This window comes from Marinobacter salicampi (assembly GCF_011074795.1).
Lineage (GTDB): Bacteria > Pseudomonadota > Gammaproteobacteria > Pseudomonadales > Oleiphilaceae > Marinobacter > Marinobacter salicampi.
Genome location: NZ_JAAMPF010000036.1, coordinates 236,095 through 249,519, shown reverse-complemented (window position 1 = coordinate 249,519; position 13,425 = coordinate 236,095). Strand labels below are relative to the sequence as shown.

10 protein-coding genes and 2 pseudogenes are annotated in these 13,425 nt (G+C 57.2%); 6 read left to right on the top strand and 6 right to left on the bottom strand.

Annotated elements, in window-relative coordinates; translation table 11 throughout:
- The first annotated feature begins 49 nt into the window (after positions 1-49).
- The 6 genes from G7W63_RS18995 to G7W63_RS18975 all read left to right on the top strand — a co-directional run bounded on the left by G7W63_RS18995 (position 50) and on the right by G7W63_RS18975 (position 5,655).
- The gene (locus G7W63_RS18995) at positions 50-2,935 is read left to right on the top strand and encodes a formate dehydrogenase subunit alpha (protein WP_166262076.1); all 2,886 of its coding nucleotides are present in this window, start codon (positions 50-52) and stop codon (positions 2,933-2,935) included.
- An 18-nt stretch (positions 2,936-2,953) separates the two neighbouring features.
- Positions 2,954-3,562 (top strand): formate dehydrogenase FDH3 subunit beta, encoded by a 609-nt coding sequence (gene fdh3B / locus G7W63_RS18990; RefSeq protein ID WP_150994113.1) that lies wholly within the window; start codon positions 2,954-2,956, stop codon positions 3,560-3,562.
- An 84-nt stretch (positions 3,563-3,646) separates the two neighbouring features.
- Positions 3,647-4,819: a formate dehydrogenase subunit gamma gene (locus G7W63_RS18985; protein ID WP_166262074.1), complete on the top strand. Its 1,173-nt coding sequence runs from the start codon at positions 3,647-3,649 to the stop codon at positions 4,817-4,819.
- The gene (locus tag G7W63_RS20150; RefSeq protein ID WP_278185439.1) at positions 4,816-4,941 is read left to right on the top strand and encodes a hypothetical protein; all 126 of its coding nucleotides are present in this window, start codon (positions 4,816-4,818) and stop codon (positions 4,939-4,941) included. The genes G7W63_RS18985 and G7W63_RS20150 overlap by 4 nt, the downstream gene beginning before the upstream one ends.
- Positions 4,934-5,197, top strand: coding sequence for a sulfurtransferase TusA family protein (locus G7W63_RS18980; RefSeq protein WP_166262072.1), 264 nt, complete (start codon positions 4,934-4,936; stop codon positions 5,195-5,197). The genes G7W63_RS20150 and G7W63_RS18980 overlap by 8 nt, the downstream gene beginning before the upstream one ends.
- An 11-nt stretch (positions 5,198-5,208) precedes the next feature.
- Positions 5,209-5,655, top strand: a complete 447-nt coding sequence (locus G7W63_RS18975; RefSeq protein WP_166262070.1) for a tautomerase family protein — start codon at positions 5,209-5,211, stop codon at positions 5,653-5,655.
- An 80-nt stretch (positions 5,656-5,735) separates the two neighbouring features.
- Here G7W63_RS18975 and G7W63_RS20080 read toward each other — a convergent pair whose 3' ends face one another.
- The 6 genes and pseudogenes from G7W63_RS20080 to G7W63_RS20070 form a co-directional block, all read right to left on the bottom strand.
- Positions 5,736-7,160 carry a methyl-accepting chemotaxis protein gene (locus G7W63_RS20080; protein WP_166262068.1) on the bottom strand — a complete coding sequence of 475 codons (1,425 nt, stop codon included), beginning with the start codon at positions 7,158-7,160 and terminating at the stop codon, positions 5,736-5,738.
- Positions 7,161-7,488: 328 nt separating this feature from the next.
- On the bottom strand, positions 7,489-8,367 hold the full coding sequence (locus tag G7W63_RS18965; RefSeq protein WP_166262066.1) for a carboxylate/amino acid/amine transporter: 879 nt from the start codon (positions 8,365-8,367) through the stop codon (positions 7,489-7,491).
- A gap of 177 nt (positions 8,368-8,544) precedes the next feature.
- The gene (locus G7W63_RS18960; RefSeq protein WP_207309004.1) at positions 8,545-10,734 is read right to left on the bottom strand and encodes a putative bifunctional diguanylate cyclase/phosphodiesterase; all 2,190 of its coding nucleotides are present in this window, start codon (positions 10,732-10,734) and stop codon (positions 8,545-8,547) included.
- Between the two features lie 28 nt (positions 10,735-10,762).
- Positions 10,763-11,146 carry a response regulator gene (locus G7W63_RS18955; protein WP_166262064.1) on the bottom strand — a complete coding sequence of 128 codons (384 nt, stop codon included), beginning with the start codon at positions 11,144-11,146 and terminating at the stop codon, positions 10,763-10,765.
- Positions 11,147-11,156: 10 nt separating this feature from the next.
- Positions 11,157-11,885, bottom strand: a pseudogene (locus G7W63_RS20075) (response regulator); the annotation flags it as partial.
- A gap of 69 nt (positions 11,886-11,954) precedes the next feature.
- Positions 11,955-13,273 (bottom strand): annotated as a pseudogene (locus tag G7W63_RS20070) (sensor histidine kinase); the annotation flags it as partial.
- Between the last annotated feature and the right edge of the window lie 152 nt (positions 13,274-13,425).

The following is a 13,425-nucleotide window of genomic DNA, read 5'->3' as shown; positions in this document are numbered from 1 at the left end:
ACCACAGGTTCAGCAAGACGAGAATAACAACAAGAGAGAGGTACGAGACATGTTGAGGAAGAAAACCAACGGGGTAGCGAAAGGCTCCCGTGCTGGATCTTTACTTTCATCCCTCGCGACAACGACCATGAACCGACGGGGCTTTCTGTCGGCCTCTGGCGTTGCGGTGGGCGGCCTGGCGGCTTTATCGCTGCCATCTACACGCATCCAGGCTGCGACCCCCTCAAAAGAGGGTGGCGAAGTCGTTACTAAAAAGTCAGTGTGTACGCACTGCTCAGTCGGCTGCACGGTCGAGGCTGAAGTTCAGAATGGTGTATGGACTGGTCAGGAACCTGGCTGGGACAGCCCCTTCAATATGGGTGCTCACTGCGCCAAGGGCGCCTCAGTGCGAGAGCATGGGCACGGTGAACGCCGGCTGAAGTACCCGATGAAAATGGTTGGCGGCCAGTGGGAAAAGATCTCTTGGGAACAGGCGATCAACGAGATCGGCGACAAAATGCTGCAGATCCGCGAAGAAAGCGGCCCTGACTCGGTCTACTGGCTGGGAAGCGCGAAGTTTTCCAATGAGGGTGCTTACCTGTTCCGGAAGTTTGCCGCTTATTGGGGCACCAACAACGTCGATCACCAGGCCAGGATCTGTCACTCAACGACGGTCGCCGGCGTAGCCAACACCTGGGGCTACGGCGCAATGACCAACTCGTATAACGACATCCATAATTCCAAGGCGATCTTCCTGATCGGCGGCAACCCCGCGGAAGCGCATCCGGTGTCGCTGCTGCACATTCTGAAAGCCAAAGAACAGAACAACGCCCCACTCATCGTTTGTGATCCACGTTTCACGCGCACCGCGGCTCATGCTGATGAGTTTGTGCGTTTGCGTCCGGGTTCCGACGTTGCGCTCATGTGGGGCCTGCTGTGGCACATCTTTGAAAACGGCTGGGAAGACAAAGAATTCATCCGTACCCGCGTGTACGGCATGGACGAGATTCGCGAAGAGGTGAAACGCTGGGACCCTGAAGAGGTTGAGCGTGTTACCGGTGTTCCCGGTAAGCAACTCGAACGCGTCGCCCGTACCCTGGCCAACAACCGCCCGGGTACCGTCATCTGGTGCATGGGCGGCACCCAGCACACCAATGGTAATAACAATACCCGGGCATACTGCGTGTTGCAGCTGGCGCTGGGCAACATGGGCGTACCCGGCGGCGGCACCAACATCTTCCGAGGCCACGATAACGTTCAGGGTGCCACCGACCTGGGCGTCCTTGCCGATACCCTGCCTGGCTACTATGGCCTTGCAGCTGGCTCTTGGGCCCACTGGGCACGAGTCTGGGAAGAGGACCTGGATTACCTGAAGGGACGCTTTGTCACCATGGACAAAAATGGCAAGTCCAAAGCCATGATGAACGAGAAGGGCATCCCCGTATCACGCTGGATTGATGGCGTTCTGGAAGCCAAGGAAAACCTCGACCAGCCTGACAACACCCGAGCTATGGTTCTGTGGGGCCACGCGCCTAACTCGCAGACCCGTATGCTTGAAATGAAAGAAGCCATGGAAAAGCTGGACATTCTGGTGGTCGTCGACCCATTCCCGACTGTCTCAGCCGTGTTGCACGACCGCAAGGACGGCGCCTACCTGTTGCCCGCGACCACCCAGTTCGAAACGTCCGGGTCAGTCACCGCATCCAACCGGTCACTCCAGTGGCGAGAGAAAGTCATCGAGCCCATGTTCGACTCAAAAGTCGATCATGAAATCATGAAGCTGTTTGCAGACAAATTCGGTTTTACCGATCGCATGTTCCGCAACATTGGGATTGAAGGCGACGAGCCGGTGATTGAGGACATCACTCGCGAATTCAACCGTGGCATGTGGACCATCGGCTATACCGGCCAGTCTCCTGAACGCCTGAAAAAACACATGGCGAACCAGCACCACTTTGACAAGACCACCCTGCGTGCCGTTGGCGGCCCCTGCGATGGCGATATCTACGGCCTGCCCTGGCCGAGTTGGGGCACCGCCGAAATGAACCATCCGGGAACACCGAACCTGTACGATATGTCCCTACCGGTTTCCGAGGGGGGTCTCACCTTCCGGGCCCGTTTTGGTGTCGAGCGGGACGGCGAAAACCTGCTGGCCGAAGGCGTCTATTCGAAAAACTCGGACATCAAGGACGGCTACCCCGAGTTCACCATGCAGATGCTGATGGACCTGGGCTGGGATGGCGACCTTACGGCCGACGAGCGTGCCAGTATTGAAGCAGTTGCAGGCCCCGAGACCAACTGGAAGACCGACCTTTCAGGCGGTATCCAGCGTGTTGCCATCAAGCACGAGTGTGCGCCCTTCGGTAACGCCAAGGCTCGTTGCGTTGTCTGGAACTTCCCGGACCCCGTTCCGCTGCACCGCGAACCGCTGTACACCAGCCGCCGTGATCTGGTGGAAGATTACCCCACCTATGAAGACAAGCACTTCTGGCGTGTGCCGACCCTGTACGAGTCCATTCAGAAGAAGGACTTCAGCAAGGAATTCCCCATCATCCTGACCTCAGGGCGCCTGGTGGAATACGAGGGTGGCGGTGATGAGACCCGGTCAAACCCCTGGCTTGCAGAGCTGCAGCAGGACATGTTCATCGAGGTGAATCCGCGCGATGCCAATAACCTGAATCTCCGCGATGGCAACGACGTCTGGGTTTCCGGCCCGGAGGGCGGACGCATCAAGGTGAAAGCGATGGTAACCGAGCGTGTTGGCGAAGGCGTGGCTTTCATGCCTTTCCATTTCGGCGGGCACCTGGAGGGCAAGGACCTGAGAGACAAGTATCCCAAGGGCGCTGATCCGATTGTCCTGGGTGAATCCACCAACACGGTTCAGACATACGGGTATGACTCGGTCACGCAGATGCAAGAGACCAAATGCACCCTGTGTTCGATCGCGCCGGCATAACAATAAGAGGTGTACGACATGGCACTTGAAGGACAAGCACGAGCAAAGTTTCTTTGCGATGCCGAGCGCTGCATTGAATGTAATGCCTGCGTTACGGCCTGTAAGAATGAGCATGAGGTCCCCTGGGGCATCAACCGTCGGCGAGTGGTGACCATCGAAGATGGTAAACCTGGCGAGCGGTCGATCTCGGTAGCTTGCATGCACTGTTCGGATGCGCCCTGTATGGCCGTCTGTCCGACAGACTGCTTCTATCAGACCGAAGACGGCATAGTTCTGCACTCCAAGGATCTTTGTATCGGTTGTGGGTATTGTTTTTACGCCTGCCCCTTCGGCGCGCCCCAGTTCCCCCAGGCGGGCAACTTCGGCAGCCGTGGCAAGATGGACAAATGCACGTTCTGTGCAGGTGGTCCTGAAGAAGACAATTCGACGGCCGAGTTCAACAAATACGGTCGCAACCGTATTGCGGAGGGCAAGCTGCCGATCTGTGCGGAAATGTGCTCGACTAAAGCGCTGTTGGCCGGTGATGGCAATGACGTGGCAGACATCTATCGCCAGCGTGTCGTGAACCGTGGTTTCGGTTCAGGCGCCTGGGGATGGGGCACAGCTTACGAGAAGAAGGGCGCTTAAGCCCACTTGATGGATCCGGGGCCTTGGTGCCCCGGAATTCTTTGAGCAACGGATTCTCTTTGTTCATTCCGCTGGAGTGCTCTCATGAACTGTAAAACATTCGGTGCCGCCGTCTTTGTACTGGCGACACTGCTTTTCAACCCGGGGTGGGCACAGGATGCCCCCGAGGTTGATCGGGCAAGAACCGGGGGCGCCCAGACCCTGGAAGACATCATGGCTCGTCAGAAGCAGTTGGAAGTTGACGACTCCTTCCGCTCTGAAAACCTGGGTGATCCCGCCAATGCGGCTGGGATCAGTGAGCCACTGGGCACCCTTGGAGGGCGCTCTGATCCTGACATCTGGCGAGCCGTTCGCTACAACGAGATTGATCCCAGCACTCAGGTGCGGGGACCTGCGGTCGACGTACTGATCCAGGACGGGGGCATGCCCTGGTATAAGCTGCGGGAGGGACCGGTCATCACCTATGGCGGTGGTGCAATCCTGGCCATAATCATACTGCTCGCGGTGTTCTACTTTATTCGCGGCAAGATCAGGATCGACGGCGGCCCTGCAGGTACCAAGATTGAACGGTTCAAGGCCGTCGAGCGATTTGGTCACTGGCTGTTGGCCGGTTCGTTCATTGTATTGGCCCTGACGGGACTGCTCACTCTTATGGGCCGCAGTTTCCTGATCCCTGTTATCGGGCAAGAAGCCTTTTCGCCTCTGGCTATCGGCTCCAAGTGGCTTCACAACAACGTGGCGTGGGCCTTCATGCTGGGTCTGGTGATGACGTTCGTCATGTGGGTGGCACACAACATTCCCAACAAACTGGATTGGCATTGGATCAAGTCGGGAGGCGGCATCATTGGCAATGCCCATCCTTCGGCCAAGAAGTTCAACGCCGGCCAGAAAATTGTTTTCTGGACGGTAATGATACTGGGCTTTTCAGTCTCATTGTCGGGCCTGTCACTGCTGTTTCCGTTTCAGATGCCCATGTTTGCTGACACCTTTGGCTTCATCAACAGCATTCTTGGCACGGATTTACCGACAGCCCTGGCGCCTCACGAGGAGATGCAGTATGCCAATATCTGGCACTCGATCGTGGCGTTCCTGATGATGGTGGCCATCATCGCACACATTTATATCGGTACGGTCGGTATGGAAGGTGCTTACGATGCCATGGGTAACGGGCAGGTTGATCTGGAATGGGCCCGCCAGCACCATGATCTTTGGGTGGACGAGGTTCAGGCCAAACAGCGCAAAGGAGAATCATCGTGAAGGCTATGATTGCTGCATTTGCTGCAGCCTTAGTGATCGCTTTCTGCGCCCCGATAGTGCTCGACCAGTTTGGGTGGTCTTCCGCCGAGCAATACAGCAGCGAGAACGTGCGGCTTGACTGATCAGACCGAGGCACATCAAGAGGTGGACCAAGAGGTGCATCAGATCGACGCCGTCGGTCTGGTGTGCCCTCTTCCCATTTTGCGGTTGAAAAAACGCATTCAGAATCTGCCCAGCGGTACACAGGTCGAGTTTCTGGCCGATGACCCCAGCGGCCGCCGGGACCTGCAGTTATTGTGCGAGCTGACCGGTCACAGGATTGAATGGATTCGGGAAGAGGATGCCGGGGTCCTGCGTTACCGCATCCGTTTGTCATGAAGGAGGCTTTTATGCCGACTTATAGAGTCACGAGCGCCAACCTGACACTGTCGCAAGAGCAGAAATTACAAATAGCGAGAGCCATAACAACGGCCCATAGCGCCCAAACTGGAGCGCCCGGCTTCCTCGCCCAGGTCTTCTTTTCTTCAGTTGATGAAGGTGATCACTTCATCGGCGGTGCCGCGAATAGCAGTCCTTATATTTTCGTTTCAGGTTTTATCCGGAGTGGACGCAGTACGGATACCAAACAGGACCTGATGAATGACGTACTCGAACAGCTCAGTAAAATTGCCGGGATAACCCCCGAAGACATCTGGATTTACCTGCAGGAAATTCCTCCCGCCCAGATGATCGAGTTTGGCCGATTTCTGCCAACCCCTGGACAGGAAGAAGAGTGGAAAAAAGCGATCTCGTCTAAGAAGCAGACCGACTTTTCAGGCGCTAACATCTCGTTCTGAAAAGCACTCACAAGTAGGGAATCCAGGTTCGCAAGGCGGCTGCCATCCCAGCCGGCCGCCCTGAAACCCACGGGTTGCTATTACTCATTCAGATTGCTGAGGGATTCCGATAAACGCTCAATGCGCTGGTTGGAGGCAGCCACTAGGTCGCTTATTTCGCCGGCCGAATCACTCGAGCGCTTCGCCAGTTTACGCACCTCGTCGGCAACCACCGCGAAGCCCCGGCCGGACTCTCCGGCTCGAGCTGCCTCGATGGCGGCATTCAGCGCAAGCAGATTGGTCTGGTCAGCAATTGCGTTGATGACTTTGATAATGTTGCTGATCTCCTTACTGGATTCCAGCACCTCACCCATTTCCTTGTTGGTCACCTGAGCCGCAAGGCGCTTATCAGTGATGTCGATTCCGTAGGAAACAACCAGGCGGACTTCGTTCGCGACGTTCCGGATGGCACAGGACGACATTTCCAGCCAGACCGGCTCGCCTGTCCTGGTATCCACTTGCACAATGTTTTTCTGGTCGTGCCCCGCAAGAATCTGCTTGAAGTTGTCGCTACCGGCTAACTGTGGGAGCGTCCACCGGCGTGACAGCAGCTCCTGCTCACTGCCGAACCCCAGCTTTTCAACCAGGTAGTCATTGGCTGCAATCAGCTGGCCGTCGCGGCTCCATTCAACTATCGCGGCGGCACGGCCGATCGCCTCAAAACGACGGGCATTGGCAAGCCCGTTTTCCTTTGTCGTAGTAACGTCGGCTTCCAGCGCAACAAAGTTCGTCAGTTTGCCGGTCTTATCGAAAATGGGGTTGATGGCGAGCGAAATCCAGTAGGGTTCGCCGTTTTTGTGATAGTTCAGGATTTCATCATAGAACGGTTTACGGGCATCCAGATGCTGGCGGATCCGGCGCCGGGTTTCCTCGCTGGTGTCAGGGCCCTGGAGCCGCTCCCCCGGCTTGGTCCCCTTGACTTCTTCAAGCCGATATCCGGCCAGTTTTTCGAACCCCTGGTTCACAAAAACAACCTTGCCATCAGGGTCAGTGATCACCACGGCGTTTTCAGTTACCCTCGCAGCCGCGGCCAGCAACTGGTCTTCCGGATCCGGCTGGGGCAAGTCGGAAAGATCGTTAAGAATCAGGGTCTGGTAGCGCTGGCCATCGAGCACGCTCCCAAGCCTGGTAACCCGACACCGCCATTCACGGCCACGACCGTCCGTCAGGCTATGGTCTCCCCCCACGGCCAGCTTTTCCGCAAAATCAGCCCCGAGCACTGAAGCCGCAGCCTGACCCGCAACCAATTTGTAGCCGATGTCGAATCGCTTGCGCATAGACTCATTCATCAACAACAGGTTGTGCCGGTCGTCCATTGTGACAAATGGTTCTGACACATCGGTGAGCAGTTCTGAAAGGCGGGCTGCGATGGACGCTGGCGATTGTGTGTCGACACTGTCTTGGCCCGAGTTACCAACTTCCGCTGGTGCTGCTTTTGAACGTCCCCAGGATAACCATGCCGGCATTGGGTCTGACCTCTAGTGAAGGAGATATCTATTTACAGAATAAGTTATACAGGTTATCGGCATGAATCCCGGGAACTTCAGTGCGATTTTGTAACGGCTGGCAGCCTAAGCACCAACATATCTCAGGCCGGGCACCCTGAAACGACGATGGCTGCGCGATTGGTAAGGTTCCGTCTACCAGCCTGATGCGCAGCCAAGGGCCTTTCAGGGCGGGTGGCAGTTTGGCTCGTTATTCTTGTCATGGCCCTTGAACACGGCGGGCAATCGCTTGGCTGGCACCGCAGGGCGTCTGGACGAGACACCGTGGCTCTTACCCCGTCGTTAAAACCTATAGCCCCGGTGCCCGAGCCCAGACCGCGTAGCGGGAGAAACGGGCATTGAGCCAGAGCGACAACAGAATGACGGCCCCACCGATGAGCAAACGCAGGAGATCGGCGTCCTGGTTCCAGATCAGCAGGTTAACCAGCAAGCCGGCCGGTACCAGGGCATTGTTCATCACCGCCAGGGTGCCGGCATCGACCAGGCATGCACCGCGGTTCCACAGAAACAGTCCCAGCCCCGACGCCGCCAGCCCCAGCCAGGCCAGCACGCCCCACTGGACCCCCGTGGCAGGCAGCCGGCCAATATCGCCAAAGATCAGGAAGGACGGTAGGGCGATCATCAAAGCGCCGGCGTAAAAGTAGCCGAAGAACCGGTACAGGGGCATCTCCGTCGGGTAGCGCTGTATCAGGTGCTTGTAACCAATCTGGCCCGCCGCAAACGTCAGGTTCGCCACCTGCAGCAGCAAAAAGCCGGTGAGGAAATCGGCGCTCAGGCCATCGTAGCGGATGATGCCCGCCCCCAGTGTTGCGAGCGCTGCGGCTGCCAGGGCAACAGGCGAGAACCGGCCCTTGAGCAGGTCATCAATCAGGGTGATGTAGAGCGGCGTGAAAATAGTGAACAGCAGGACTTCCGGTACGCTCAGGTAACTGAAGGATCTGTAGAGGCACAAATAGGTTATACCGAACTGGAGAGCACCGACGACCGTCACGCCCAACTTGAGCTCGTTGCGCACGCCGCGCCAGCGCGTGAGCGGCAGAAACGCCAGCCCGGCCAGCACCACGCGGCTGAGGACTGCGAAGTCGCTATCGACCTGCCCCGCCAGGAACTCACCGATCAGGCTGAAGGAAAATGCCCAGAGCACGGTCACGAAAACTAGAAATGCCATTGCCCAACTCCCTTGAAATTTGGCAGGGAGTATACGTCATATATAGGTTGAATCTGTGGCCGAACCATGCAGTCAGACATTATTTTTGATTTGGCTTTTGCAGCGCAGCCATTGGCCAGGATGGCTCGCCTGACCGAGGTCACGTTACCATCTTGCCTGCTGCTGACAGGATGATCGTCATAGACAATTAGTCTCAGGGGTCCTCACACTCAATGAAACAGGAGAGTATTTCTGTTCGCGCAGTATTGTCTCTATTTCTGCCGCGGGCAGTGGCGGGCCAAAATAAAAGCCCTGAAACTGATCGCAGTGATGGACCCGAAGATAATCCAGCTGGGCGACCGTTTCGACGCCCTCCGCAACCACTTCCATTTTCAGACTATGGGCCATGGAAATGATCGCCAACGCGATGGCGGCGTCATCGGGAACGCTGGTAATGTTGCGAATAAAGGCGATATCGATCTTCAGTTTATCGATGGGAAAGCGGCGCAAATAGGTCAGGCTTGAATAGCCGGTACCGAAATCGTCAATGGAAATCTGCACGCCCAACTGCTTGATGTTTTTGAGCGTATTAACGGTACATTCGGTATCTGCCATAAGCGAGCTTTCAGTCAGTTCCAGCTCGAGCAGCTCGCCGGTGATGCCGTTGTTGCTCAAACCCGCGCGTACCTCTGCCTCCAGATCGCCTTCCACGAACTGGCGACCGGCCACGTTCACCGCCATCTGCACCGGGTCGACACCGGCGCGCAGCCAGGTTCCGAGCTGCCTGCAGGCGCTGGCAATCACCCAGTTACCGACCCTGACGATCATGCCGGTTTCTTCCAGTATCGGGATGAACTCGCTCGGCGACACCAGTCCATGGCCTGGCCTCTGCCAGCGCAGCAAGGCCTCCAAGCCTACTATACGACCACTACTGAACTGGACTTTGGGCTGGTAGTACAGCACAAACTCCTCATTCTGCAGGGCTTGGCGCAGGGCTTTCTCGAGTTCGAGCCGGGCCATCATTTCGGCATTCATCTGGGCGGTAAAAAACCGGAACGTATCGCGCCCCGCATGCTTGGCCTGGTACATCGCCGTATCAGCGTACTTGATAAGCGTTTCGGCATTCTCGGCATCATCGGGATAAAGCGTAATGCCGATGCTCGCCGTCACGGTCATCTCGTGCCCCTGAAGGCTGAAAGGGGCGAACAAGGTATCACGAATCTTGGCGGCGACCAGGGGGGCGCCCTGCGGTCCGTTCGGCAGCAGGAGAATCACGGCAAATTCATCGCCGCCCAGACGCCCGACCGTATCCCGCACGCGCACGCATTGCACCAGCCGTGCACTGAACTGGCTTAGCAACTCATCGCCCGCTGCATGACCGATGGTGTCGTTTATGTTCTTGAAATGATCCAGATCAATAAACATGATGGCCACGGTGATGGCTTTATCGGCTGCCACTACCAGCGTCCGCGTAAGCGTTTCATAGAACAGCATGCGGTTGGGCAGGCCGGTCACTGTATCGTAGTGGGCCAGTTGGTACATGCGCTGCTCGACCTGCCTGCGTTCGGTGATATCACGCAACACCCCGACAACGACCACAGTATCGCCCGAACGTATGGCGTGCCGGTGCATTTCCACCAGTACCCGGGAGCCATCCCTGCGCGTAGCGAACAGCTCTTTGTGAGAGCCTGCCGCACCTCTGGCAACGATTGCATCCAGTTCACACGCCAACTGATGCTGTGTAATGGAACTGAGTTCGGCGGGGTTGAGCTTGAAAAACTCTTCCCGTGAGTAGCCGAACAGCTTGCACGCTGTCGCGTTGACTTCGATAAAGCGCCGGCTGGCATGATCGATCAGGAAAATCGCATCAGCAGTCGCATCCATGGCGCTCTGGAATCGCTGCAGGGTTGCGGTGCGCGCCTGCACCTGTTGCTCCAGCATCAAGCTGTGGTGAATCAAAAAGTCGCCGATCGTCTTCAGCCGCAACAGGTTCCGCACACGCAACCAGAGTTCGGCGCGGTCCACTGGTTTGGTCAGGAACTCTTCTGCGCCGGCGCTCAAGCCCGCCAAACGGGCCTGCCGGTCAATCTGCGCGGTCAGCATGATGATCGGGATATTCCAGGTCAGCTCATTGGCCTTGAGCGTCTTGGCAACCGCATAGCCGTCCATGCCCGGCATCATGATATCCAGTAGAATCAGGTCAGGTTCATTCTGTGCGACTACGCCCAGGGCCTCCTCACCACTGGCGGCCATGACTGTTCGGTAACCCTCCGGCAGGAGCAGTGCATTCAACAGTCTGCGGTTCTGTGGTTCATCATCAACAATGAGGATGGTGGCGCCAGCGGTGGCGCGTTCTGCAGTGGCAGCGGCGGCAACAGTACTGGTCACGGTGATCTCCGATTAATGCACAACCGTTTCATCGACTGCGCCCATTGGGTCTGGCCAGCAGCGTATCGATAAGTTCGTACAACTCCTGGTAGCGCAGGGGCTTGGCGATATAGCCGTCGCAGCCGGCAAGTTCGCTTTTATCCTTGTCCGATTTCATCGCCATTGCCGTCAGCGCGATAATCGGGATGTGGGCGGTGTCGGGGTCCCCCTTGAGTAGTGCGGTCGCGGAAAGCCCATCCATTCCGGGCAGCTGGATATCCATCAGTATCAGGTCCGGTTTATCCGCGCGTACCATAGCAATGCCGGTTTCGGCATCGACGGCGCACTGCACCTCGTGACCCACTCGGTGCAAGAGCAGCAGGGCCAGCTTTGTGTTAGCCGAGTTATCTTCCACGAGAAGTATTCTGGCCATGGGGGTTCCTTTAATGAGGAGGCTGCAGGGCGCGCCGGACTTCGGCGATAAAACGTACCTGACTGAAGACTGATTTTTCCACGATATTGATGACCTGATCCGGGTTGTTGCTCAACGCCGAACGGTCCATCGCCGTAATCGACTTGGCGGTTACCACAAGAATGGCTATCTTTGACGTTGCCGGATTGTGCTGGAGTGCCTCGACCACATCGAAGCCACTGACCCGCGGCATCATCAGGTCGAGCAGGATCAGATCCGGCTGCAGCCGCTGTGCTAGCGTGATGGCTTCTGCCCCACCATAGGCACGCACAACCGCGTAAGCTGGAGTGGGCAGGAAGGCCGCAATCACTTCGACGGCCTTGGGATCATCGTCCACCACCAGGATGGTGTGGGTTTTCTGTTCACTGGGCTGCAGACCCAGACCGTACAGGGAGGTTTGCAGGTGAGTCCGACTGATGGGCTTTTGCATGATCACGGAGGCGCCGCCGGCCAGCGCCATGTTTGTGTCGGCCTCCCCCGCGATGACCACCACCGGCACCCGCGCCAGATCCTTGCTTTCGCTGATACGCAGCAGGAACTCCCAACCGTCCATGCCGGGGAGAACCAGATCCAGTGTAATCAGGCTCAGTAGTTGTTTCGGCGCCAGTTCCAGCGCAGCTTCGGCAGTCGCGGCGTGCAACACGGAAAAGCCCTCGTTTTCCAGCAACATGCGCAGCAGGGCGGCGGCCCGTTTATCCGACTCCACCACCAGAGCCACACGCTTTGTGGCTTGGCCTGATGGCGCGCCGGCAATACTCTCAAGTTCATCCCTGGTGTCATCGGTTGCGTTGACGCGAAGCGGCAGCCATGCGGCAAAATGTGCACCCTGCCCCTCAGCACTGGCCACTGCCACCGTACCACCGTGCAGTTCGGCGAGCTGCTTGACCATGGCAAGGCCCAGGCCGGTACCTTCGAACTCGCGTGCCAGGCGGGTATCAATCTGGCTGAAAGCCTGAAACAGCTTGCCCATGTTGGCGACGGAAATACCGATTCCGCTATCGCTGACGCAGATTTCGAGGAAATCCTGATAGTCGCTGTTGGCCAGATCAAAGTCCTGAGTGGGCCACAAGCCCGCCAACTTACCAACGCTGGCACGCCCCACCCTTTTGGCACCCAGAACCACCCTTCCGTTACCGGGGCTGAACTTGACGGCGTTCGACAGCAGGTTGTAGACGATCTGCTTGGTCTTGCGCATGTCGAGATGTGGCACACCCAGGTCTTTACCGATGTCGAGTTCAAGGCTGATATTCCGGGCCGCGGCCTTTTCCTTGACGATCGACAGACTGTTCGACAGCAGCGAATCAATATCAACCGGCTCGAGTTCGAGCGCCATCATGCCGGCCTCAACTTTCGACAGATCCAGAATGTCATTGATCAGCGACAGCAGGTGCTGGCCGCTGGTAAAAATATCACTGATGTACTCGAGCTGATTTTCTGAAATATCGCCCACCAGTCCGTCCTTGAGCGCCTCAGAAAAACCGATGATGGCGTTAAGGGGCGTGCGCAGCTCGTGGGACATGGTTGCCAGGAATTCGGATTTCGTCGTGCTGGCTTGTTCCAGTTCGGCGTTTTTTCCTGCAGGGTGCGCTCCCAATGCTGGCGCGCGGTGTTATCCGTACCGATCAACAGATAGCCGATGATGTTTTCATCAGGATCTCGCAGGGCTGTTACCGACACCATCGCGGGAAAGCGGCTGCCGTCCTTGCGCACATAAGTCAGCTCGTAAATGTCTTCGATGCCACGGGAGGCCTTGAATACGAGCGCCTCGAACCCGGGTGAAATCCGCTCCCCCAATTCCCGGCTCAGAGCATCGGCGCGGGCGATGAGTTCCTGGGGGTCCGAAATATCGGCCGGCGTGATTCGGTTTACAACTTCGGCAGTGGCAAAGCCCAGCATGTGCTCCGCCCCCACGTTGAAAATCTGGATCACACCTTTTTCGTCGGTCGCAATGCTGGAGAAATAGGCACTGTTGAAGATGGCGTCCTGCAAGGCGCCCGTCTTGATTCGGGCGATTCGACGCTGTGATTCGGTGATGGCTTTGTGCGCCGAGCCGGTGGCGGGTCGGTCAGTACGGAGGCTAGTTTTCATGAACAATCACACCAGTAAGCAGCACGGTGACGATGGTGCTACTGCGGGTAGGCTCACGGAACGCTGCTAGGTGTCGCAGAATCAAGCAAGAAGAGAGGTACGGCCTTTTTTGGACGATAACTTGGTCCAGAGTATAGATGAATCCGGCTCCA